Source organism: Plantactinospora soyae (assembly GCF_014874095.1).
Classification (GTDB): Bacteria; Actinomycetota; Actinomycetes; order Mycobacteriales; family Micromonosporaceae; genus Plantactinospora; species Plantactinospora soyae.
This window is the reverse complement of sequence record NZ_JADBEB010000001.1, coordinates 4,810,478-4,833,894: the sequence shown is the minus strand read 5'-3', so window position 1 is coordinate 4,833,894 and position 23,417 is coordinate 4,810,478. Positions and strand designations below refer to the sequence as shown.

Annotated in this window: 20 protein-coding genes; 11 read left to right on the top strand and 9 right to left on the bottom strand. The window is 71.6% G+C overall.

The window, feature by feature from the left end:
• Nucleotides 1–151 precede the first annotated feature (151 nt).
• From H4W31_RS21500 to H4W31_RS43805, 3 genes are all read left to right on the top strand, one after another.
• The gene (locus tag H4W31_RS21500) at nucleotides 152–715 is read left to right on the top strand and encodes a hypothetical protein (protein WP_192768292.1); all 564 of its coding nucleotides are present in this window, start codon (nucleotides 152–154) and stop codon (nucleotides 713–715) included.
• 179 nt (nucleotides 716–894) lie between these two features.
• Nucleotides 895–1,656, top strand: coding sequence for a cyclase family protein (locus H4W31_RS21495; RefSeq protein WP_192768291.1), 762 nt, complete (start codon nucleotides 895–897; stop codon nucleotides 1,654–1,656).
• A 15-nt stretch (nucleotides 1,657–1,671) separates the two neighbouring features.
• Nucleotides 1,672–3,315, top strand: coding sequence for a thiamine pyrophosphate-binding protein (locus tag H4W31_RS43805; protein ID WP_192768290.1), 1,644 nt, complete (start codon nucleotides 1,672–1,674; stop codon nucleotides 3,313–3,315).
• Between the two features lie 19 nt (nucleotides 3,316–3,334).
• Here the strand turns inward: H4W31_RS43805 and H4W31_RS21485 are convergent, their stop codons facing one another.
• Nucleotides 3,335–4,183, bottom strand: a complete 849-nt coding sequence (locus H4W31_RS21485; protein WP_192768289.1) for a PhzF family phenazine biosynthesis protein — start codon at nucleotides 4,181–4,183, stop codon at nucleotides 3,335–3,337.
• A gap of 186 nt (nucleotides 4,184–4,369) precedes the next feature.
• Between H4W31_RS21485 and H4W31_RS21480 the strand changes: the two genes are divergently transcribed.
• The gene (locus H4W31_RS21480) at nucleotides 4,370–4,717 is read left to right on the top strand and encodes an ArsR/SmtB family transcription factor (protein ID WP_192772284.1); all 348 of its coding nucleotides are present in this window, start codon (nucleotides 4,370–4,372) and stop codon (nucleotides 4,715–4,717) included.
• A 13-nt stretch (nucleotides 4,718–4,730) separates the two neighbouring features.
• Here the strand turns inward: H4W31_RS21480 and H4W31_RS21475 are convergent, their stop codons facing one another.
• Complete coding sequence (locus H4W31_RS21475) at nucleotides 4,731–5,786, bottom strand: App1 family protein (RefSeq protein ID WP_192768288.1); 1,056 nt, start codon at nucleotides 5,784–5,786, stop codon at nucleotides 4,731–4,733.
• Between the two features lie 212 nt (nucleotides 5,787–5,998).
• On the opposite strand from H4W31_RS21475, the gene H4W31_RS21470 reads away from it, so the two are divergent.
• Entirely contained in the window at nucleotides 5,999–7,639 is a 1,641-nt protein-coding gene (locus H4W31_RS21470) for a hypothetical protein (RefSeq protein ID WP_318783323.1), read from the top strand.
• A 79-nt stretch (nucleotides 7,640–7,718) separates the two neighbouring features.
• Here the strand turns inward: H4W31_RS21470 and H4W31_RS21465 are convergent, their stop codons facing one another.
• Complete coding sequence (locus H4W31_RS21465) at nucleotides 7,719–8,567, bottom strand: fumarylacetoacetate hydrolase family protein (RefSeq protein WP_192768287.1); 849 nt, start codon at nucleotides 8,565–8,567, stop codon at nucleotides 7,719–7,721.
• 668 nt (nucleotides 8,568–9,235) lie between these two features.
• Here H4W31_RS21465 and H4W31_RS21460 point away from each other — a divergent pair.
• Complete coding sequence (locus H4W31_RS21460; RefSeq protein ID WP_192768286.1) at nucleotides 9,236–9,793, top strand: acyltransferase; 558 nt, start codon at nucleotides 9,236–9,238, stop codon at nucleotides 9,791–9,793.
• A gap of 97 nt (nucleotides 9,794–9,890) precedes the next feature.
• On the opposite strand, the gene H4W31_RS21455 is transcribed toward H4W31_RS21460, so the two are convergent.
• From H4W31_RS21455 to H4W31_RS21440, 4 genes are all read right to left on the bottom strand, one after another.
• Nucleotides 9,891–11,174, bottom strand: coding sequence for a nucleotide sugar dehydrogenase (locus H4W31_RS21455; protein ID WP_192768285.1), 1,284 nt, complete (start codon nucleotides 11,172–11,174; stop codon nucleotides 9,891–9,893).
• A 5-nt stretch (nucleotides 11,175–11,179) separates the two neighbouring features.
• A complete protein-coding gene (locus tag H4W31_RS21450) occupies nucleotides 11,180–12,751 on the bottom strand; it encodes a glycosyltransferase family 2 protein (protein WP_192768284.1) in 1,572 nt (523 codons plus the stop codon).
• A gap of 226 nt (nucleotides 12,752–12,977) precedes the next feature.
• Nucleotides 12,978–13,559, bottom strand: coding sequence for a hypothetical protein (locus H4W31_RS21445; RefSeq protein WP_192768283.1), 582 nt, complete (start codon nucleotides 13,557–13,559; stop codon nucleotides 12,978–12,980).
• Nucleotides 13,556–14,809, bottom strand: coding sequence for a glycosyltransferase family 4 protein (locus H4W31_RS21440; protein ID WP_318783322.1), 1,254 nt, complete (start codon nucleotides 14,807–14,809; stop codon nucleotides 13,556–13,558). Before H4W31_RS21440 ends, H4W31_RS21445 begins: the two co-directional genes overlap by 4 nt.
• A gap of 246 nt (nucleotides 14,810–15,055) precedes the next feature.
• Here H4W31_RS21440 and H4W31_RS21435 point away from each other — a divergent pair, with 246 nt between their 5' ends.
• The 4 genes from H4W31_RS21435 to H4W31_RS21420 all read left to right on the top strand — a co-directional run bounded on the left by H4W31_RS21435 (nucleotide 15,056) and on the right by H4W31_RS21420 (nucleotide 18,944).
• Entirely contained in the window at nucleotides 15,056–15,706 is a 651-nt protein-coding gene (locus tag H4W31_RS21435; protein WP_192768282.1) for a class I SAM-dependent methyltransferase, read from the top strand.
• Nucleotides 15,707–15,753: 47 nt separating this feature from the next.
• Nucleotides 15,754–16,584, top strand: coding sequence for a hypothetical protein (locus H4W31_RS21430; protein WP_192768281.1), 831 nt, complete (start codon nucleotides 15,754–15,756; stop codon nucleotides 16,582–16,584).
• A 221-nt stretch (nucleotides 16,585–16,805) separates the two neighbouring features.
• On the top strand, nucleotides 16,806–17,897 hold the full coding sequence (gene wecB, locus H4W31_RS21425) for a non-hydrolyzing UDP-N-acetylglucosamine 2-epimerase (RefSeq protein ID WP_192768280.1): 1,092 nt from the start codon (nucleotides 16,806–16,808) through the stop codon (nucleotides 17,895–17,897).
• A gap of 201 nt (nucleotides 17,898–18,098) precedes the next feature.
• Nucleotides 18,099–18,944, top strand: a complete 846-nt coding sequence (locus H4W31_RS21420; protein ID WP_192768279.1) for a class I SAM-dependent methyltransferase — start codon at nucleotides 18,099–18,101, stop codon at nucleotides 18,942–18,944.
• Nucleotides 18,945–19,001: 57 nt separating this feature from the next.
• On the opposite strand, the gene H4W31_RS21415 is transcribed toward H4W31_RS21420, so the two are convergent.
• The gene (locus tag H4W31_RS21415) at nucleotides 19,002–20,924 is read right to left on the bottom strand and encodes an arabinofuranosyltransferase (protein WP_192768278.1); all 1,923 of its coding nucleotides are present in this window, start codon (nucleotides 20,922–20,924) and stop codon (nucleotides 19,002–19,004) included.
• A 532-nt stretch (nucleotides 20,925–21,456) separates the two neighbouring features.
• Here H4W31_RS21415 and H4W31_RS21410 point away from each other — a divergent pair.
• Nucleotides 21,457–22,665, top strand: coding sequence for a glycosyltransferase family 2 protein (locus H4W31_RS21410; RefSeq protein ID WP_192768277.1), 1,209 nt, complete (start codon nucleotides 21,457–21,459; stop codon nucleotides 22,663–22,665).
• 64 nt (nucleotides 22,666–22,729) lie between these two features.
• Here the strand turns inward: H4W31_RS21410 and H4W31_RS21405 are convergent, their stop codons facing one another.
• Nucleotides 22,730–23,413: a hypothetical protein gene (locus H4W31_RS21405; RefSeq protein WP_192768276.1), complete on the bottom strand. Its 684-nt coding sequence runs from the start codon at nucleotides 23,411–23,413 to the stop codon at nucleotides 22,730–22,732.
• Between the last annotated feature and the right edge of the window lie 4 nt (nucleotides 23,414–23,417).

The following is a 23,417-nucleotide window of genomic DNA, read 5'->3' as shown; positions in this document are numbered from 1 at the left end:
TGGCCGGAGACTACCTTCCACCAGATAGACATGAAACAATATCGTGACCTGCCGGCCCCGCGAGGCCGGCGATCCGGTGCGCGGCGGGCAAGCCGCCCGGATGGCCGGCCGTACGCCCGCCCGCCATCACGTCTGTCCGAAGGGGAGTTTCATGCCGCGTACGATCCACCGGGCGTCGACCGTCCTCGCCGCCGCGCTGCTCGCCGCCGGCACCGTCACGTCCAGCCCCGCCTTCGCCGCCGCCGACACCGGCAACCCGGCCGCCGGAGGCACCGCCGCCGTCCAGTCGTTCGCCGCCGACTCCGGTGACAACTGCAAGTACGGGTACACCGAGGGCCGACTCGAATTCCGTCCGGTCACCGCACCCCCGAGCCAGGGCGTGGTGGTCGTCGGCGGCACGCTCACCGATCGACCCGTCCCGTTCGACCCCGGCGTTCCCTGCCGGGACGACAGTCGGTACAGCTCCGCCACCTTCTCCGCGTACAGCCGGGACGTCCTGGTCGCCGAGCAGGCGTACCGGGTCGACAACGACGTGACCAAGTTCGAGTTCCGGCTCCAGGCCGGCCTCGTCCCGGGCGCCATCGACCGGGTCGTGGTCCAGGTCTGCCGGACGACCCTCGGCAACAACCCGATACCGACGCCGGGACCCACCTACTGCGGCACGGCCCAGACGTACCTTCCGGATCCCCGACAGCCGCTGGGCATCCAGCGGTGACGGACGCCGGGGCGGACCGCACCCAAGCGGCCCGGCTGCGGTCCGCCCCGGCCCGCTCCGCACCGGGAGGCAGGGTGTTAAAAAGGGGCCCTTCTTCTACAGAAAACGATATGCGGGGGCCCTTCCTTACATCCGATCGCGTGGGTCCCTGGGGCGGCGAAGTCGGGTAGGTTCTCGCCATGACCGTGCTGCAAGATCTAGTTGCCGCGCTCGCCAGCGGCCGGGTCGAGGTCGTCGACCTCACCGCCCCGCTCTCGGCGCAGACGCCGATCCTGACCCTGCCCGAGCCGTTCGGCCAGACCGTACCCTTCGGCCTGACCGAGATCAGCCGGTACGACGAACGCGGCCCCGCCTGGTACTGGAACAACATCTCGACCGGCGAGCACACCGGAACCCACTTCGACGCCCCGGTCCACTGGGTCAGCGGCCAGCACGGCGACGACGTGTCCCAGGTGCCGGCGAGCCGGCTCGTCGCCCCGGCGGTGGTGCTCGACCGCACCGCCGAGGCCGCCGCCGACCCCGACTTCCTGCTGGAGGTCGAGCACATCCGGGCCTGGGAGGCGGAACACGGTCCGCTGCCGGCCGGCGGGTGGCTGCTCTACCGGACCGGCTGGGACGCGTACGGGGATGACGCCGCGCAGTATGCCAACGCCGGCCATACCCCGGGAATCTCCCCCGCCTGCGCGAAGTGGCTGGCCGAGGAGTCCCCGATCCAGGGTGTCGGCGTCGAGACGGTCGGTACCGACGCGGGTGGGGCCCACTCCTTCGATCCGCCGTTCCCGTGCCACTCCTTCCTGCTCGGCGCCGACAAGTACGGGCTGACCCAGCTCCGCAACCTGGCCTCGCTGCCGCCGACCGGTGCCGTGGTGGTCGCCGGGCCGCTGCCGATCATCGGCGGCTCGGGCAGCCCGTGCCGGGTCCTCGCCCTGGTCGAACGGTAGGGCGGGCGCAGCGGCATGCGGGTCGCCGAGGTGGTCGGCCGGGTTCTCGCCGCGCACGGGGTGCGGCACGTCTTCGGCGTCGTCGGTAGCGGCAACTTCCACGTCACCAACGCGCTGGTGGCGGCGGGGGCCCAACTGGTGCCGGCCGCACACGAGGGCGGCGCGGCGAGCATGGCGGACGGGTACGCCCGTACCTCGGGCTCGGTCGGGGTGCTCTCGGTACACCAGGGTCCGGGGATCACCAACGCGCTGACCGGGATCACCGAGGCGGCGAAGAGTCGTACCCCGATGCTGGTGCTGGCGCCGGAGGCGACCGTACCGACGTCGAACTTCTTCATCGACCTGCCGGCGGTCACCGTCGCGCTCGGCGCGGTGTTCCGGACGGTACGCGCCGAGCACGCGGTCGCGGACGTCAGCTCGGCGTACCGGACGGCGGCCGAGGGGGCGACGGTGGTGCTGGGGCTGCCGCTGGACGTACAGGCCGTGCAGGTGCCGCCGTGGTCCGGGCCGATCCCACCGGGGCGTACCGACGCCCAGCCGGTGCCCGACGTCGAGCCGCTGATCGCCGCGCTGCGGGCCGCCCGGCGGCCGGTGTTCATCGCCGGGCGGGGCGCGCGGGCGGCCCGGGAGCCGCTGATCCGGCTCGCCGACGGCTGCGACGCGCTGCTCGCGGTCTCGGCGGCGGCGAAGGGCCTGTTCGTCGGCGACCCCTGGTACCTGGACGTCTCCGGCGGGTTCGCCACCCCGCTCGCCGCCGAACTGATCGCCGGGGCCGACCTGGTCGTCGCCTGGGGCAGCAGCCTGAACATGTGGACGACCCGACACGGTCGGCTCATCTCACCGTCGGCCGTGGTGGTCCGGGTCGACCGGGAGCCCGCCGGCTCCGAGCCCCATCCGAGGGTCGACGTGCAGGTCCGGGGTGACGTGGGCAGGATCGCCGACGCCACCGCACGGCGGCTGGCCGCAGAACCGGGGCAGGACCGGCCGGTCGGCGGCCAGCGCACGCCGGAACTGCGGAGCCGGATCGCCGCGGCGGGCCGCTGGCGGGACGTGTCCTATCCGGACGACAGCGTCGCCGGCGCGCAGGGCCGGATCGACCCCCGGACGATGAGCGTCGCGCTGGACGACCTGCTGCCCGCGCAGCGGACGGTGGCGGTGGACTCCGGCAATTTCATGGGCTACCCGTCGATGTTCCTCTCCGTGCCGGATGTCGCCGGCTTCTGCTTCACCCAGGCGTTCCAGTCCATCGGGCTCGGCCTGGCCAGCGCGCTCGGTGCGGCGGTGGCCAGGCCGGACCGGCTCACCGTGGCGGCACTCGGCGACGGCGGGTTCCTGATGTCGTCCGCCGAACTGGTCACCGCGACCCGGCTCGGCCTCCCGCTGCTCGTGGTGGTCTACAACGACGCGGCGTACGGCGCCGAGGTGCACCACTTCGGACCGGACGGCCACCCGCTCGACGTCGTACGGTTCCCGGACACCGATCTGGCCGCCATCGCCCGGGGGTACGGCTGCGCCGCCGTGACCGTACGGACGGTCGAGGACCTCGCCCCGGTACGCGAGTGGCTCGCCGGACCGAGGAGCAGGCCGATGCTGATCGACGCCAAGGTCACCAGTGAACGTGGCTCGTGGTGGCTGGAGGAGGCCTTCCGGGGCCACTGAGCCGGCAGCCCGATCGGGGCTAGCCGGTGATCTCCGGGATGATGGCGGTGCCGTCGAGGTAGCGGCGCCAGGTGCCGCGCAGGCGTACCCGGTCGCCGTCGACCTCGCAGCCCACCGTGCCGCCACGCGCCGAGAGTTGCCGGGCGGTCAGCCGGGTCCGGCCGAGCCGCTCCGCCCAGTACGGTGCGATCTGGCTGTGCGCGGAACCGGTGACCGGGTCCTCGAAGGTGCCCGCGCCGGCACCGAACCAGCGGGAGACGAAGTCGACGCCGTCGGTGTCGCCGGGCGCGGTGACCACGACGCCCCGCACCGGCAGCCGGCCCAGCGCGGTGAAGTCCGGCAGCACGGCCCGGACGGCGCCGGCGTCCGGAAGGACGTACACCAGGTCGGTCTCCTGGAGCCGTACCTCCGGGTCGAGGCCGAGCGCGGCCACGGCGGCGGCGGAGACCTCGTCGGACTCCGGAACCGGCCGCAGCTTCCCGGCCGGAAAGTCGAGTTCGAGTTCACCGTCCCGGTCGGTGCGGCTGACCGGCAGCCAGCCGCTACGGGTCCAGAAGAGGATCCGCCCGGCGTCGGGGTGGACGTCCTCGAAGAGGTGCCCGGCGGTGGCGAGGGTCGCGTGCCCGCAGAGGTCGACCTCGACCGCCGGGGTGAACCAGCGCAGGTGGTACGCGGGGACGTCCGGCGGCGGGTCTGCCTCCGGCGGCAGCTCGGCGACGTAGAACGCGGTCTCCGACAGGTTGTTCTCCGCGGCGATGTCCTGCAGGACGGGGTCGGGCAGCCAGGACGGCAGGGGCATCACCGCCGCCGGGTTGCCCTGGAACACCCGGTCGGCGAAGGCGTCGATCTGGATCAGGCGGAGCCGCATCGGACCTGTCTACCACCACCGACCGGCAGCCGGCGTACCGGTGGTGATCCACCCCGGACCCTGGCCGGTAGGGTCGTCCGGGCCGACCCCGGCCCGGCCCGGGCGGCTCGGCGGCCGTGATCTCCGGCGGCGCCGGAGCCAGGTTAGACTTTACTTATATAAGTGGACGCTGAAAGGATGGCGTACGTGCACGCGTTCGACGTTCTCGGCGACCCGGTCCGGCGGCGGATCCTGGAACTGCTCGCCGACGGCGAACGCCCGGCGGGCGAGGTGAGCGCGGTGGTGCAGGAGGAGTTCGGAATCTCGCAACCGGGCGTCTCGCAGCACCTGCGGGTACTCCGGGAGAACGGCTTCACCACCGTACGGGCGGTGGGTACCCGGCGGCTCTACGCGGTGGACCCGACCCCGCTGCGCGAGATCGACCGGTGGCTGGACCGGTACCGGGGCTTCTGGACCCAACGCCTGGACGCCCTCGGCACCGAGATCGCGAGAGGCCGCCGCGAACGTCGCCGCACGGACGACGAACGGTCCTGACCGGCGGGCCGGCTCAGACCAGGTTGGCCTCCCGGAGCAGCCGCCACAGTCCGGCGCCGTCGGGGGCGCACAACCACCGCTCGCCGAGCAGGCCGGCGGTGGGGGTACCTTCGTCGCTGTTCTCGACCGGGGCCGGGAAACCACCGGCCAGCACCGCCTGGGTCGGGGAGAGCCGGCGGATCAGCACCCCGGCCACGTTGTCCGGATGGTCCGCGGCGAACTCGGCGTAGATCTCCTGGTCGTGCTGCCCGTCGTCGCCGATCAGCAGCCACCGGATCTCGGGGAACTCCCGGACCAGTCGCTCCAGGGTGGCCCGCTTGTGCTCCCGCCCGCTGCGGAACCAGCGGTCGGCCGTCGGGCCCCAGTTGGTCAGCAGCAGCGGGCCGGCCGGATACAGATGGCGGGACAGGAACCGGGTCAGGGTCGGCGCGACGTTCCAGGCACCGGTGGACAGATAGAGCACCGGCGCGCCGGGGTGCGCGTTGACCAGGCGTTCGTACAGCACCGCCATTCCCGGTACCGCCATCCGGGCGTGCTCGTCCAGCACGAACGTGTTCCAGGCGGCGAGCAGCGGACGGGGCAGCGCGGTGACCATCACCGTGTCGTCGATGTCCGACACGACACCGATCCGCAGGTCGGGGTCGACGATCCGGACCGGCGCGTCGACCGGTTCGGCACCGGGACTGCTCAGCCGTACGCTCTGCCAGCCCGGCGCCAGTTCGGTGTCCAGGACGAGGTCGATGAACCCGCTACGGTCGGCCCGAGCCTCGTGCCGGCTGCCACCCGCCTCGATCACCACCGGTGCGTGCTGCACCGGCAGGGTCGCGAAGGTACGCCAACCGCGCAGCTTCTCGGGTCCGCGGCGGGGACGGCGACGAAGCCGGGTCAGCAGCACCCGGCCGAGTACCCGGACCCAGCCCGGCCCGCCGTAGCCGGCGTACGGGACGATCGTGACGTCCCACCCGCCCTGCCCCAGCCGACGCTCGATGAACTGGTGCACCGCGTCCTCGATCCGGGCCGCCCGGTGCAACCGAGGCAGGGGCGGCGGACCGGCGGGTATCAGCGACACCTTGACACCCTGCCACAGACCTCCGGGCCGGGCCACGACAGATCGACTAGTCGGCGCCGACCGGATCGACAGGTCGACCGGATGGAGTCGGACCGTCGCTGAACGAGATCAACTCCCGCACCGGACGGCCACTCCGGCCTGTCCCGATCCGGCCGCCCGTGCGCTGCCGCTGTGGAAGACTTCGAAACGGGACGACGACGGGGGCGTTGGTCGTGTCGGTGGCGATGCCGCGCGGCGGTCGGCTGGTCCGATCGCTCGACCGGCCAGCACTGGTGGCGCTCGGCCTCGGCCTGCTCGGGGCCGGCTACCGGCTGGCGCTGATCCTGCTCACGGTGCCGGGATCGAACAGCGACGAGGCCACCTTCGGATTGGCCGCGCTGCACATCGCACAGGGCCGCGAACTGCCGGTCTTCCTGTACGGGCAGCACTACATGGGCACCGTGGAGAGCTATCTCGCCGCCCCGCTGTTCGTCCTGTTCGGCCCGAGCTGGAGCCTGCTGCGGCTGCCGCTGCTGTTCCTGTACGCGGCCTTCGTCTACCTGACCTACCGGCTCACCCGTCACCTCTACTCCCCCTGGCTGGCCACGTTCACCGTCGGTCTGCTGGCGCTCGGCTCGGAACGGGTGGTCCGGGACCAGATCACCGCGGTCGGCGGTCGTCCGGAGATCAAACCCGCCGTCGTCGGCCTGCTGCTGATCGCCCTCGCCCTCGGCCAGCGGCGGCTCCGGCACCGCTGGCCGGCGTTCGGGCTCTTCGGTGTGATCTCCGGGCTCTGCGTCTGGGACGACTGGCTGGTGCTGCCGTACCTGGTCACCGCGTTCGGGGTGCTGCTGTTCGGCTGCTGGCGGGAACTGTTCGGCCGGGCCGGACTCGTGCTGGTCGGTGGCTTCCTGCTCGGCGTCGCGCCGCTGATCGTCGACAACCTGACCGCACCGCCCGGCCAGGACTCGGTCTCGGTGCTGATGCAGGTCAGCGAGGGCGACGCGGTGGTGACCTCGGCGGTGGACCGGCTGCACGGCGCGGTGCTGCTCGGCGTACCACTGGCGACCGGGCTCTGCCCGCCGGAACGCTGCCAGCCGTGGCAGATGTGGTGGGGCTGGCTGTACCTGGCGCTGCTGCTGGTCGCGCTGGTCCTGGCGGTTTTCGGGCTGCGGCACCGGGCCGAGCGGACCGACGACGGGTCCGGCCGGTCGCCGGGAACCGGCCGGATCCGGTACGTCACCCAACTCGCCCTGCTCGTCGCCGCCGCGCTGACCCTGGCCGCGTACGCCCGCAGTGCTCTCGCCGCGACCGCGCCGCTGGCCAGCGCCCGCTACCTGTCGATCCTGCAGATCTCGCTTCCGGCGGTGCTCTGGCCGCTCTGGCTGGTCGCCCGCTGGGCCGCTCGGGTGAGCGCGAAACCCCTGGCCCGGGTCGCCGGAGTGTTCGCCGCGACGGCGCTCGCCCTGCTGGTCGCCTTCCTGCTCGGCGCCACCGCGCAGCTGATCGGCGAGATCCCGACCATCCGCGCCGAGGAGCGGCAGTTCCGGGAGCTGGCGACGACGCTGCGCCGAGCGGGCCTCGACCGGGTGTACGGCGAGTACTGGACCTGCAACCGGCTCGTCTTCAACGCCCGGGAACGGGTCAGCTGCGCGGTGCTCGGCGACAACCTGCGGCCGGGGCAGAACCGCTACCGGCCGTACCCGGAACGGGTGCGTGCGGCGGCCCGGCCGGCCTTCGTCTTCGCCGTCGGCGGGCCGGCGGAGGCCGCGTTCCAGGCCCTGCTGCGGCGCCGGGGTGCCACCGCGACGGTGACCGAGATCGGCAACCACCGGATCTACCAGCCGAGTACGCCGATCCAGCCACCCGGCTGAGCCGGAAACCGTTCCGGATCAGCCGCAGCCACGGCGGCCGGATCGGTTCCGGCCCGGCAAGGGCGGCCGGAGCGTCGGGTCAGGACGGCGCGACGATGTGGTGCCGCATCGCGCCGAGTCCGCTGATCCGGGTCTCCAGGACGTCGCCGACCGCGAGGTAGCGGGCGGGTTTCCGGCCCATCCCGACCCCGGCCGGGGTGCCGGTGAAGATCAGGTCCCCGGGCAGCAGCGGGCACACCCCGGACAGGTAGCTGATCAGCTCCGGGATCCCGAAGACCATCTCCCGGGTGCTGCCGGACTGCACGGTCTCGCCGTTGACGGCACACTCCAGGGTCAGGTCCTCCCGATCCGGAACCTCGTCGAGGGTGCTGAGCCACGGGCCCACCGGTCCGAAGCCGGGGAACGACTTGCCGAGGCTGAACTGCGGTGGCGTGCCGAGCATCTGCACCGCCCGGTCGGAGAGGTCCTGGCCGACCGCGAGGCCGGCCACGTGGTCCCAGGCCTGTGCCGGGGCCACCCCGCGGGCGGTACGGCCGATCACCACGACCAGCTCGACCTCCCAGTCCACCCGGTCGCCGGAAAGCGGGATGTCCCCGAACGGTCCGCTCAGGCAGGACGCGAACTTCGTGAAGACCATCGGCTGGGCCGGCAGTTGAAGCCCGGACTCGGCGGCGTGGTCCCGGTAGTTCAGCCCGATGGCGAAGATCTGCCGGGGCCGGGGTACCACCGGTCCCAGTTCCGCCTCCGACACCGGAACCGCACCGCTCGACCGGTCCAGGCCGGCCGCCCAGTCGACGAACTCCGCCCAGCGGTCGTAGGCGTCCTGCGGATCCGGCCCGAACCGTCCTCCGCTCGCCGTCGCCACATCGACGGCGGACCCGTCGTCGGTCAGCACCACCAGTCGTCCCGCCAGATTCGCCAGCCGCATGGGTCGTCCTCGCCTCGCCTCGTCAACGCCGTCCGATCTTGGCCCGGGCGGCGCAGCCGACGGTAGCCGAGGCATTTTCGCCAGCACAAGTGGGTGCCACCGCTGGTCCGTCCCGCCTGGCCAGCGTCGCCGGACTTCCGAGGGTCACACCGGGGCCCGAACGGGGATGCGGTGGCGAAAGACCCGACCAGGATCCGCCTCCGACCGGAGCGAGCCACCGAAAATGGGCGACCCCACCCGGCAGGTTCGTCCACAATGGGCCGTGCCAACGTGCCGGCCCGGTACGGCGTCCACCGGCGCCGCTCCGGCGGATCGGACCGGCACCGTCCCGCCGCCGGTGGTTCCACCGGTCAACCCGACCGTGGCCCGTTCGTTCGTGATTCGACGGGACTCACCCGGTAGAGCAGTCGGGACCGGACCGGCCGGGGGCGCGGCACCGGACCCGACGGGAGAGGACGTCGTCACGCTGGGTGGGCTAACGGGGGTACGCCCCGCGTGACGACGTGCCGCTTTCCGGCCGCTCCGTACCGCCCCGAGCGCCGGGAGCGCCCGATCCGCCGGCTATGCTTCGGCACGACCGCGAGGCTTCGCCGATGACGGGCCTCGACCAGCTCCGGGACGCATCTCCGCGAGCCCGGAGATCCTCCTCCGAGCCGGTGAATCGAGCGATGAACGAGACTTCTTCCCTGCCCGCCACGGTCTTCGTACACCCCTCGGCCGAGGTCGACCAGGGTGCCCAGATCGGTGCCGGTACCAAGATCTGGCATCTCGCCCACGTCCGCTCCTCCGCCCGGCTGGGCGCCGACTGCGTCATCGGGCGGAACGTCTACGTGGACGCGAACGTCGTGGTCGGCGACCTGGTGAAGATCCAGAACAACGTCTCCGTCTACCAGGGCGTGACGATCGAGGACGAGGTCTTCGTCGGCCCGTGCGCGGTGTTCACCAACGACCTGCGGCCGCGCGCACAGAATGCCGACTGGGAGATCACTCCGACGCTGATCCGCAAGGGTGCGTCGATCGGCGCGAACGCGACCATCGTCTGCGGTGTCGAGATCGGCGCGTACGCCATGATCGCCGCGGGTTCGGTGGTCACCCGGGACGTCGCCCCGTACCAGTTGGTGGTCGGCAACCCGGCCCGGCCGAGGGGCTGGGTCAACGCCCGTGGCGAGGTGGTCTCGCGGGACCCGGAGCGCCCGCCGGCCCTGGCCGACGCCGAGACGCACTGACCTGATCGTCGGCCGGGAAGGCGTCCGGCACCCGTAGACGACACGAGCCCTGGCCGAATCGGAATCGGCCAGGGCTCGCGGTCGTCGTACGGCGGGTTCAGCCGCCGATCACCACCCGGCGGACCGTGGACCACCGGGCCGGGTCGGTCACCCGACGGCCATCGACCAGCACCTTGACCTCGGGCAGGTCGGCGGAGCCCAGGGTCCGGTACTCGGCGTGGTCGGCCTGGATCACCGCGGCGGTCACCGACTCACCGGCGTACGCGGGCAGACCGAGCGCGGTCAGCTCGTCGTTGGTGTACATCGGGTCCGAGACGTACGGCCGGGCGCCCCGGCGACGCAGCGCCTCGACGGTCGGGAAGACGCCGGAGAACGCGGTCTCCTTGACCCCACCCCGGTACGCCGCGCCCAGCACCAGCACGTCGACTCCGGTCAGGTCACCGACCGCCGCGGCGAGCAGGTCGACGGCGTACTCCGGCATCGCCGCGTTGGCCTCCCGGGCCGACCGTACGACGGTGGCCGACGGGTCGTTCCAGAGGTACATCCGGGGGTAGATCGGGATGCAGTGGCCACCAACCGCGATACCCGGCGAGTGGATGTGGCTGTACGGCTGGGTGTTGCACGCCTCGATCACCTTGATGACGTCCACCCCGACGGTGTCGGCGAACCGGGCGAACTGGTTCGCCAGGCCGATGTTGACATCGCGGTACGTCGTCTCGGCCAGCTTCGCCAACTCCGACGCCTCGGCCGAGCCCAGGTCCCACACGCCGTTGGGGCGGTTCAGGTCGGGGCGGTCGTCGAAGTCCAGCACGGCCTCGTAGAACTCCACGCCACGCCGGGCCGAGGCCTCGTCCACCCCGCCGACCAGCTTCGGGTAGCGGCGCAGGTCGGCGAAGACCCGGCCGGTCAGCACCCGCTCCGGGCTGAACACCAGGGTGAAGTCGCGGCCCAGCTTCAGGCCGGAACCCTCCTCCAGCATCGGCGCCCAGCGGTTCCGGGTGGTGCCCACCGGCAGCGTGGTCTCGTAGCTGACCAGCGTGCCCGGCTTCAGCCCGGCCGCGATCGCCCGGGTCGCGTCGTCCATCCAGCCGAAGTCCGGCACCCCGTCGGCGTCCACGAACAGCGGCACCACCACGACCACGGCCTCGGACTCGGCGACCGCCGCCGTGGTGTCGGTGGTGGCGGAGAGCCGGCCCGCCGCCACCGCCTCCTTGAGCTTGACGTCCAGGTCGGCCTCGCCCGGGAACGGCACGGCACCGTCGTTGACCAGCTTCACGACCCGCTCGGACACGTCGGCACCCACCACCGAGTGCCCCTTGTCGGCGAACTGCACGGCGAGCGGCAGGCCGATCTTTCCGAGAGCGACGACGCAGATTTTCATGCCTACTACTTTCCTCCCTGGGGCAGCCTGCGCCGCAGTCGGGCCATGACCCGACGAGGCGTGACAGGTGCGATGGCGATCACGAGCTGGCCTCGGTGACTCGTTGTCGGGGTGATCACGAAGAATCGCATCCCCCGGCGGAACATCAATCGTGACACGGTCGGACGGGTCGGTGCCCGCACCGCCGCGGTGCCGACCCCGCCGAACGCGGTCAGCTGGGACCGGACCGAGAGCAGCGCACCGCCGGCGGCGGCACCGGCGAGCAGCAGGTTCACCCGGAACTGGGCACGTACGGTGCTGCCGCCGCTGTCCCGGCTGGTCTCCAGCGTGGTACCGGTGACGTCGCCGGCGGTGAGCCCGATCGGGCCGGAGGTCAGCGACGCCAGGTCCCGACGCGGGGTCCGGGCGGTGACGGTCAGGGCCCGCTCGCCGTCGGGGCAGGTCTCCCAGGTGACGGCGATCGCCTCCAGCCTGGCGAGCCAGTCCGCGGCGGTGTCGGAGACGTCGAACCAGCTGTCCGGCAGGTCCAGCCGGGCGTCCCGGAAGCCGGGATAGCCGGCGTACCAGCGGACCCCGTCCACGATCGTCGGCGGCACACCGTGTTCGGCGTCCTGGGCGATGACCGCGAGCAGGTCGTCGAGGGTGCCGCGCTGGGCGGTGGAGATCCGCAGCCGTGGCTCGATCTCCAACTGGGTCCGGATCCGGTCGGTGAGGTACTCGTCGGCCAGCACCCGGATCCCGGCCGCGACCTGCTCCTGGGCGCCCCGGTCGAGCCGGAGGAAGTCGTCCTCCACCAGCCGGGCGACCTCCCAGGTGAAATGCCTCAGGAGTACGGCGTCCCGCTGCTCGCCCGGCTCGATCAATTGGGCCACGAAATTCATGATCGACTCAGCACAGCGAAGCCGCTCGACGTGTCGGGAGCGGTAGGTGATGTTGTGCGCGTTGAGTCGACGTACCGCGTGGTAGAAGTCGTAGTCCGCCAGCACCGAGATCCGCTTCGCCCGGAAGCACGCCTCCAGGGTGAACGGCTGGTCGCTGCCGACCGGCATGTCCTCCGGGTAGCGCAGGTGGTGGCGCTCGACCAGCTCACGCCGGAAGAGTTTGGTGTTCGACAGCGACCAGGGCAGCGCCGAGTCGAAGAGGCCGATCTCGACCTCGTTGCGGGCGAAGACCGCCTGGTGGATGTTGCGGCTGTTCACCCCGACGGCCTTGCCGAGCACCACGTCGGAGCCGTACTCGTCGGCCGCCTTCACCAGGCGTTCCAGGGCCTCGGAGCCGAGGTAGTCGTCGGCGCCGATGAAGAAGACGTACCGCCCGGTGGCCTGGTCCAGCGCCCGGTTGCTCGGTACGGCCGGTCCGCCGGAGTTGGCCTGGTGGATCACCTTGACGGTGTCCGGATGGAGCCGGGCGAAGCGGTCCAGCTCCCGCCCGCTGCCGTCGGTGGACCCGTCGTCGACCGCGATGACCTCGATCCGGTCCCGGCCGATGGTCTGCCGCAGCAGCGAGTTCAGACACTTGGTGAGGTAGGGCATGGTGTTGTAGACCGCCACCACCACGCTGACGTCCGGTTCGCTCATCGCGCGGTGGCCTCCGTGGCCCGCCGCCGCACCACCGACCGCCGCGCCCCGGCAGCCCCGTTCACGTCCATGATGAGTGTCTCTGCCTCTCCCACAGGGGCTTCTCCCAGCGGACCTGGGCGAGTGTACGGCAACCCGCCGCCCACCGTCCCGGCCGAGTTGCCGCGCTTCATCCCGCTATCGCCTGCTTCGAGGGGTCCGGAGCAGTTCGGCGGTTTCCGGGCGTTCACTCCCGGTGCCCGGAGTCGACCGACCCGGCCGGCCCGTCCGGATCCACGGCCGCGTAGTCCAGCCCGAAGGCGACCTGCGGATTCCATCCGTCGGGGCCGTACCGCTCCAGCAGCCGGGCCGCGTACGGCATCGACGGCGAGTCCGTCACGACGACGAGGTCGAAGGACGCACCGTCCAGGACGTGCCGGTGCACCAGGGACTGCGACACCCCACCCCAGACCAGCCGGTACGACGGCGCGAGCACCCTGCGGTGTACCCGGTCCGCGAGCCGGAACTCGTACGCCTTCTCGGCACGCCGGGCCCGCTGCCGCAACGGCCCCCGACCCGCCGCCCGGAACAGTCCCCGGGGGACGTCGTAGAGCAGGCCGTGGCCGATCCTCATCGGCAGCTGGTCGGCCTCGATCCCCGACAGCTCGACCACCTGGACCGCCGGGTCGAAGGTGACGTTGCGCCACAGCTTCGCGTGGTCGATCAGGACGACCGCCTGCCCACCGTCGGCGACGACCTGGGCGGACTCGTCGGCGACCGCACGCATCCGCCGGGCGCCGAGGGCGAAGAACAACACCTGCACGGTCACTCCATCGAGTTGAGGGCGGCTTCCGGCGCGACCGGGACCGGACCGGACCCCGCCGGATCGGGGAACCACGCCCGGCGGTGCGCCCGCGCGACGGACGGGTAGCCGTACCGGTCCGCCAGAACTTCCCGGGCGTGCCGCAGGTCCACCTGCTCCGGGAACCGATCGCGGATCCGCCGGTATCCGGCGACGATGGTGTCCGGGTCGTCGTCCACGGCGATCAGCCCGCCCGCGGCGTCCTCGATCCCGGCCAGCGTCTCCTCCGGCCCTCCGCAGCGGGTGACCAGCACCGGCATCCCGGCGGCGATCGCCTCCACCACCGTCATCCCGAAGGTCTCCAGGCGGCTCGGGTGGACCAGCAGGTCGTGCTGGTGCATGAGTTCCAGCGCCGCGGTCGGCAGGACGAAGCCGGCGAAGGTGACCGCGTCGGCGATCCCCAGCGCGGCGGCCCGGGCCGTCAGGCTGGCGCGCAGCGGCCCGTCACCGACGAACGTCAGGGTCAGGCCGGGATCGTCGGCCCGGCACCGGGCGAACGCCTCCAGCAGCAGGGCCACGCCCTTGCGCTCGTTCAGCGACCCGACGTACAGCCAGCGGCGCAGCGCGGTGACCGGCCGTTGCCGGGCAACGCCGAAGTCCACCGGGTTGGGTATGAACCCGATCCGCTCGGCGTGCTGCGGAAACGCCTCGACCAGGACCGAACGCACCGCCTCGCCGACCGCGAAGAACCCGGCGGCGCGGCGGATCACCTCGTCGTACATCGCCCGGGAGTCGGGCTGCCGGAGTACGGCGGGCAGGAAGGTCGCGTGTTCGGTCACGAAGACCCGGGCGTCCGGACGGGCGTTCTCCAGTGCCGTCCAGCCGCCGCGCAACCCGACGTGCCCGTGTACGACCGGAGCGTCGATCGGTCGCCCGCCGAGCACGACCCCGAGCGCCGCCGAGTGCCGCCGGGCGGCCTCGGCGTACGAGAGACCGGAGTGCACCGGTACCGGCAGATAGACCAGGTCGGCTCCGGTGACGGTGGTGGTCTTCCGGACACCCCGGGTCAGCAGCGCCTGGTGCGCCTGGACGATCGCCCGGTCCCCGCGCCGTGACACCGGGGCGCCCCACCCGTCGCAGTGGAAGACCGTGGCCCGGTCCCGCACCGTCGCGGTCGCCTCGACCATCGCCCGGACGAACGCGCCGCCGAACGGCACCTGTCTGGTCGGGTACCAGGGCGTGATGATGGCCACGTCTCGGGTGGCGGAGACCCTCACCGAATTCTCCTCGTCCTGGTCGTCGGGCTGGCCCGCGAGTCGCTGGACGGCGTTGTCGCCCCGGACCGAGGTGGCGGGTCGGTGCCGCCGGAAACGGCCGGGACCGCCTTCCGCCGAAGGCCCCGGCGAGTGTACGGCAACGGCGCTCCGAACGGACATCTCGGCGATCCCTGGTAACGTCACCTGTTCAGTTACGCCGGTTTTCTACCACACCGGCCCTATCCTCCCATTTCTGGAAGGAGGGTGGTGATCGTGGGTGAAATGCTCACCACCGAGGAGGCCGTCGCCTACTGGGACACCCGGCACCAGCGGGAGGGTGCCCTGCGGTCCGGCGGCGACGTGACGTACGACGAAGCCACCAACCAGATGTTCTACACCCTGCGGCTCGGCATCCTGCTCGACGTCGTCGGGCAGCACTCCAGCCCGGTCGCGCCGCTGTTCCTGTTGGACGCCGGCTGTGGCAAGGGCTGGTTCAGCCGGGCCCTGGCCCGGTTCGGGCACCTGGTCGACGGCATCGACCCGAGCCCGACCGCGCTGGCGGACTGCCGGGCCCAGGGTGGCGGCCCCCGCTACTTCTCCTCGACGCTCGCCGGCTGGCGCAGCCCGTGGCTCTACGACGTGGTGCTCGCGATCGACGTGGTCTTCCACGTCCTCGACCACCACGAATGGGAACGGTCACTGCGGAACCTGGCCTCGCTGGTCCGGCTGGGCGGCCGCCTGGTCGTCTCCGACTGGGGCGCCGACGGCGACCGGGTGTACGGCAACTACCAGTTGGTCCGGGGCCGCGATCGCTACCTGCCGCTGCTGGCGGAGTGCGGCCTGCGGTTCGACGCCTGGCGGCCGTACGGGTTCCGGGGCAGTCCGATCGGCTTCTACGTCTTCACCCGTACCGCCTGAGCGGCCACCTCGGCGGTCATCCCCCGACGAAGGGACGAGACACGGTCATGCGGATCCACGAACTGCTGCACGCCCACCTCGACGGGGTGGACCACGTCGTCGACCTGACGGACGAGCGGATCGACCTGCGCGAGGCGCTGCGCCTGCCCGAATCGGTGCGGTACAGCAGATCCGGGCTCGACGAGGCGACGAGGTCCGGCCCCGGCGCGGGCACGCTGCTGCTCTGCGCGCCCGGCCCCACCGCGCCGGCACACGCCGAACCCGACGCGCTGGCACCGCTGCTGCGGGAACTGCGTCCGGGCGCCCGGCTGATCGCGGTGCTCGGCTGGCGGATCGGAGAGCTTCCCTACCACCGGCTGCTGGGGCCGCTGGTGGACGGCCGCTGCCAGATCCTGGCGGCGGCGCCGGTGGAGCGCGTTCCGGTACCCGGGGCGCAGTGCGCGATCGTCGTCGAGCGGGTGGAGCGGCTGGCGACCGTGCCGTCGTACCTGGTCGGTCCGGGCGGCCGGGCCCGGGACGAACCGGACGTCCCGGCCGCCGAGGCGCTGCCCACCCTGCTCCGGATGGCCAACGAGTACGTCTTCCTCGACCTGGTCTCGCGGCCGCTGCGCCGCCGGGTGGTCGAACTGGAACGGGAACTGGCCGACCGGGACGCCCGGCTGCCGACGCTTCAGGACGAACTCGCCCGGTCGCGGGCCCGGGTCGCCGCCCTGGAGTCGTCGCTCAGTTTCCAGATCGGTGCCGTGGTGGCGGAGGGGATCCGCCGGCCGGTGCACGCCGTCCGGCGGATGCCCCGGATGTGGCCGTTTCCGCAGTCGGGCCGGAACGGCCGGGCCGCTTCCCCGGACGGTTCCCACCGCCCGGACGCCGACGGCTGAGCCGCCGCGCACCGCCGGGCGACATGCCGAGGGGCCGGGTACCGTTGCGGGTGGCCAGGGGGCGTTCCGGACCGTCGAGGAGCGTGTTCCGGCGGCCGGGTGACGTATCGTGTTGGCGCCAGGGGGCCGCGGACAACATCGGTCCGGTGCGGGCGACGGGCACCATCGACGCTCGTGACCTGGCGAAACCCCCTTATCCCACACGCCAGGAGAAGACCGCAGTGAAGGTAGTCAGTGTCGTCGGGGCCCGTCCCCAACTGGTCAAACTCGCACCGATCGCCGCAGCGTTCGCGAACAGCGAGCACGAACACGTAATCGTGCATACCGGACAGCACTACGACGCCGACCTCTCCGACGTGTTCTTCTCCGGCCTCGGAATACCCGACCCCGCCGTGCACCTCGGCGTCGGCTCCGGCAGCCACGGCGTGCAGACCGGCAACATCCTCGCCGCCCTGGACTCCGTCTTCACCGCCGAGCGGCCGGACTGGGTGCTGGTCTACGGCGACACCAACTCGACGCTCGCCGGTGCGGTCTCGGCGGTCAAACTGCACCTCCCGGTTGCCCATCTGGAGGCCGGCCTGCGCTCCTTCAACCGGCGGATGCCCGAGGAGCACAACCGGATCCTCACCGACCACGCCGCCGACCTGCTGCTCGCGCCGACCGAGGAGGCCATCCGGCACCTCGCCGCCGAGGGACTGTCCGGCCGCGCCGTGCTGGTCGGCGACGTGATGGTGGACGTCTGCCTGCGGATCCGGGACGGCGTACTCGCCGGCCAGCACCCCACCCCGGTACTGCCCGAGGGGATCGACGCCGACGCGCCGTACCTGCTCGCCACGCTGCACCGGGCGGAGAACACCGACGACCCGGAGCGGTTGGCCGGGCTCGTCGAGGCGCTGGCCGGACTGAGCCTGCCGGTGGCGCTGCTCGCCCATCCCCGGCTGCTCGCCCGGGCCGAGGAGTACGGCATCAAGCTGAACCAGGGATCGCTGCACGCCGGGCGTCCGCTGCCGTACGCGGCCATGGTCGCCGCGGTGCTGGGCTCCGTCGGAGTGGTCACCGACTCCGGCGGGCTGCAGAAGGAGGCCTACCTGCTCGGCCGGCCCTGCACCACGCTCCGTCCCGAGACGGAGTGGCCGGAGACGCTCGTCGACGACTGGAACCGGCTGGTTCCCGAGCCGGGCCGGTTGGGCCCCGACGGCTGGTCGGCAACGGCCACCCGCCCGGCGCCGGCCGCCGAGCGGACCACGCCGTACGGCGACGGTCAGGCCGCCGTACGGGTGGTGCAGGTTCTCCAGGAGCGACTGCCGTCCTGAGCCCGCCCGACCGACGCTTCCTCCGGCCGGGTCGACCCGACCCGGCCGGCACGTCGTGAATCTTGTCCTCCTGTGGGACTCACCACGTCACCGTCGTAGCGGCTACTCTTCGTTGATCGCAGGGCTCCCCGCCCCGGAAATCTGAGCGGACAGTCAGCCGTCGGGGACCCGGAAATAGACGGATATCGCTAGGACGGTGTCGTGGCAACGCTGTGGCAATTGATGGCCGAGCAAATTCCCGATGACCATTCCCGCCAGGTGCACTCGCAGTACTACCTGGAAGAGGAGCTGACCGGGCCGGACTCGCCGCCGCTCGTCGTCGACCTCGGGTGTGGCGACGGCTCGTCCGCGCTGTTGGCCCGCAAGTGGCGATCCGATGTCCGGTGGGTCGGGGTCGACATCCTGCAGTCCGGATACGCCAAGGGCATCGTGGGCGAGCAGGTGCTCTTCTACGACGGCGTGAACCTGCCGTTCGCCGACAACTCGATACCGCTGATCTATTCGAACCAGGTGTTCGAGCACGTACGCCATCCGGAGCCGTTGCTGCGCGAGATAGCCCGGGTGCTCCAGCCCGGCGGGTTGTTCATCGGCAGCACCTCCCAGCTCGAGCCGTACCACGCCTGGAGCCTGTGGAACTACACGATCTACGGCTTCAAGGTGCTCGTCTCCGACGCCGGCATGACGCTCACCGAGGTGCGGCCCGGTATCGACGGGATCGCGCTGGTGCATCGCCAGTGGTTCGGCCGGCGGCCCGAACACAGCAGCTGGTTCAAGCGCTCACCGCTGAACACGGAGATCGACGAGTGGGGCGTCACGACCCGCCGCCGGGCCGCCCTGGTCAACCTGCGCAAGTTGCAGTTCTGCGGACAGTTCTCGTTCCGGGTGCAGAAGCCGGGCGGCCCGCCCCGGGTCCGGACGCCCCGGAAGGATCTCGCCACACCGATCCCCGCGGCGACCGCGCCGGCCGCCGGCAAGCGGCCCGCGCTGCGCCGCTGGGCCCGGCAGCAGTTCGGCCAACTTCTGCCGGCCCCCCGCAAGCGGGACTGAACCGGGGCGGGCGGTGTCGGATCCGACACCGCCCGCCCCGTTGCCGAGGGCGTCCGGTCAGCCGGGCAGGCGTACCGCCACCGCGGTGTTGCTGGGCAGGTCGTCGGCCACCCGCCAGTAGGTCGGGCTGAACTGCGCGGCGTCGAAAACCACGTCGCCCCACATCCAACCCGCTCCACGGCGGCGCAGGACGAAGACGTCGATGCCGCCGTACTCGGTGTCCGCCGAGGCGCGGGCGAACTCGGCCGGGTCCTTGATTCCCGCGATCCGGACGAGTTCGGCGTGCCGCTCGTCCCAGTGCGAGAAGGTGTTGGAGGCCAGCCGCTCCACGGCGACGTAGCCCTTCCACGGGTAGTAGGCGAACATCCGCTCGTCGTACGCGAGCGTGGAGGGCCGGGCCCCTTCGCCGAGCGTCCCCTCGACGACCTCGCGGATCGGCTCGGCCGGGAACCAGGCGACGGTGACACCCTTCGGCGCGTACTTGGCCCGCTTCCCGTTCGGCAGCGGCTCCGCGTGGGTGTACGTGGCCAGGTTCGGCGAGTAGCTGTCGACCGGCCGGCTGACGTCGTTGATCCCCCGGGGCCAGGGCATCCAGGTGCCCAGCCCGGCCATCGCGGCGACCACCAGCAGCGCCGCCGTGCTGAGCACCCCGACACCGCGCAGGGATCGGGTGGTCACCCGGCGGGCCAGCGCCGGCACCGCCGCGATGACGGTCAGGATGCCTGCCGAGGCGAACACCAGGCCGATCAGCCGGGTGGTGTAGTGCAGGTAGAGGGTGTGCCCGTTGCTGACGAAGATCAGCACGAGCGCCCACCGGTACACGTAGACACCCGCCACCAGCAGCAGCATCGGGCGGGCCCACCACCGGGTCTTCCAGTACCAGACCAGTCCGAGCAGGCCGACGAGCTCGATCATGTAGAGCGGGTTGACGAAGGGCCCGGTCAGGAACCAGACGCCGAGTGGATCCTCGACGATGGCCGGCGAGATGAAGTAGTCGTTGACCCGGCTACCACCGAGGACGAGGGTGCCGTAGAGATACGGCACCAGGTACCAGGACGCCACGACGAACGCGGTCAGCCCGGCACCGATCACGTGCCGCAGGTACGCCATCCGGTCGGCAGCGCCGTGCCAGGTGAAGGCCATGATGGCCAGGATGCCGAGCACGCCGAAGAGCAGATATCCCTGGTACGTCTGGACCAGCAGTCCGCCGATGATTCCGGCGCTGAGCCAGTGCAGCCCGCCCTCGGAGCGGGACCGGTTGGTGAAGGTCCGGAGTACCCAGGGCACGAAGACGGCGATGGTGATGATCTCGTACGACTTCCGGGGCTGGGCGAACACCCAGGGCGGCAGTACCGCCAGCGCCAGGGCGACCGGGGTCGGAACGATGCCCCGCCAGAGCAGGAAGGCGAACAGTACCGCCGCCGAGATCAGGGCGGCCTCGCCGTACCCGATCAGGGACCACGCCGGGCGGTCGATGATCGTCGAGAGCCGCCCGAGCAACCACGGGAAGAGCGGTGGGTACTCGGCCGGCACCGACGGCACGATCCCGTCCACCGGCTGCCAGGTGGTGCTGAACCGGGTGGCCATTGTGGCCAGTCGGGCGGAGTCGCCGCGCAGGCCGGAGTCGCCGAACGGTGTCCCGTGGTAGGAGGCGACCAGGGTCAGGCCGCACCAGGCGGCGTATCCCCCGGCCGCCAGGCCGAGGATGGCGTCGGAGTACCTGCGTACCACCAGCACGAGCAGGACGACCCCGCCGATGATGCCGATGGCGACCGGTCCCACCGACCCTCGCCCGGTGAGAGGATTGCCGTCCAGCAGCTTTACCAGGAGCACGGCCAGTGGGAAGCCCACCGCCCAGGTCAGCGTCGCCCACAGCGATGCCCCGGTCGGCATCGCCGCTCGGGCCCGGGCGGCGAAGCCGACCCGTGGTGGCGCCTCCCGGGTTGGTTCGACCTGGGCAATCTCCGGCGCAGTCGTCACCGTTATGTCCTCCCGTTGGAAATCGCGGGCCAGCCTAGCGGACATTCCTTACGAGTACGGGACCGGCCGAGCAGCCTCCTGACTGAACGGAATCCGTTCCTGTCCAAACGGTTGGAATCCAAAGAACCGTGCAACGTAAACGGCTTTGGGTCGAACAAAGATGATCATGATCAGGCCGTTCGAAGATCGCCAGAAGGCGATTGGCGTGCGGTGAAAGTGGTCACGCAAACCGATGACGGCCCTAAGCCGGCCGATCCGACCGAGATAGAGGTAACCGACAATTGCCGCTGAAGCCGCAGGCCGGCGCGGTTGCCGGCGGGTGGCCGGGCTGGCCGAGGTACCCAGCGTGACCAACTGTTGGTGTAGCCTGTCGCCGCGTTGGGACCTTCACCCCACCCGGTTATGTCCGCAGGAGGCAAGACTCCTTGGTCGACAGCGGATCCCCTCCGAAATACCGAGTCCGAGTTTCAGCCGAGAACGCTGCGGGAGTTGACCGCGCGGCGATCAATCATCACGAGTGGCGGATTATCCGATGACGATTGACCAGGTCATCCACGTACCCGAACAGGCCGGCGCCGAGCACGACGAGGTCGGCGAGGTCGAACTGTCCGTGGTCATGCCCTGCCTCAACGAGGCGGAGACCCTTGCCGTCTGCATTCGCAAGGCGTTGACCTGCATGTCCGAGCTCGGCGTCCGGGGCGAGGTCATCGTCTCCGACAACGGGTCGACCGACGGGTCCCAGGAGATCGCGATCGCCGAGGGCGCCCGCCTCATCCACTGCGAGCGACGCGGTTACGGCGCCGCGCTGCGAACCGGCATCACCGCCGCGCGCGGGCAGTACGTGATCATGGCGGATGCCGACGACAGCTACGCGCTGCACGACCTCGGCCCCTTCCTGGACCGGCTGCGCACCGGCGCGGACCTGGTGATGGGCAACCGGTTCAAGGGCGGCATCCAGCGCGGGGCCATGCCCGCCCTGCACCGCTTCCTGGGCAACCCGGTGCTGTCGTTCCTCGGTCGGACGTTCTTCCGGGTGCCGATCGGCGACTTCCACTGCGGGATGCGCGGATTCCGTCGGGACCGCATCCTCGACCTGTCGCTGCGGACCTCCGGCATGGAGTTCGCCAGCGAAATGGTCGCCCGGGCCGCCCTGGCCCAACTGACCATCGACGAGGTCCCCACCACCCTCGCCCCGGACGGCCGGACCCGGGCACCGCACCTGCGTACCTGGCGGGACGGCTGGCGGCACCTGCGGTTCCTGCTCGCGCTCAGCCCCCGCTGGATGCTGCTGTACCCGGGTCTCGCGCTGCTCATCGGCGGCATCCTGGTGCTGGCCTGGCTGCTCGCCGGTCCGCAGCGCGTCGGCGGGCTGGCGTTCGACCTGCACACGATGCTCGCGGCGGCCACCGGGGTGAGCATCGGAGTACAGGCGGTCGCCCTCGCCGTCGTGGTCCACGCCCATGCGACACAGTCCGGGCTGTTACCCGCCGACAACCGGATGGAGATGCGGATCGGCAACTTCGCGGTACGCCGGGGCGTCAGCATCGGCGCGCTGGTGGTCCTCGCCGGGCTCGGCTGTTTCGGGTACGCCCTCTGGAGCTGGGGCGCGGCCGGGTTCGACGAACTCCAGGCGGTCGAGACCATGCGACTGCCGATCCTGGGTGTCGGACTCATCGTGGTCGGGGTGCAGTCCGTGCTGTTGTCGATCATCGTCGGGCTGACCCACGTCGACGACCTGTGACGGCGGGGTCCAACCGGCGACCGGGCGGGGCCTGGTCGCCGGTGGATCCAGCACTTCGCGTCGCTCAGCCGGCCGGGCGGTGACTCTCGTGCAGGTTCAGGTCGAGCTGCATCGTCGCGACCAGATGCGGGTGCCGACGGGCGAGCTGCCAGCCGAGCGTCACCGCGTAGACGTCCGCCGCCACCACCCGGTCCACCCCGGTGAAGTCCACCGTGGCGAGCCGCTTGTGGAACATCCGGGCCAGCAGGCGAGGCCGACCCAGCCGCCAGAAGGGCATGAACACCCGGTTGTGGATCGCGTCGGAGATCCGCTGCCGGCCCTCCTCCGGCGGCTGACCGCCGGCACCCGGCCGAGGACCGCGGCCGGCCAGGCGCTTGGTTCCGGCGACCGCGCCGCCCGGCAGCTTGTAGACCAGCAGCCGCTCGGCCCGGCGTACCGGGTGCCGGTGCTCGGCGCCGTCGAGGCTGTGCACCCGCAGCCGGGGATGGCGACTGACCTCGGCCCACTGCTCCGGCTCGTGCTCGGACCAGGCGTCCGTACCCAGGATCGCCAGGTCCACCTCGACGCCCTCGGCCAGCAGGTTGAGGACGTAGTTGCGGACCCGCTCGGGCAGGCGGTGGGTGAAGGCCAGCACCATGACCCGGACCGGAGTGCCGGACGACCTGCCGGATGCCGCCGCCCCGGTACCGCTCGGGTCGACCGGGTCGTTCCACGGGGCCGGGCCGACCGGTTCGGTGCGCTCGCCCATGACC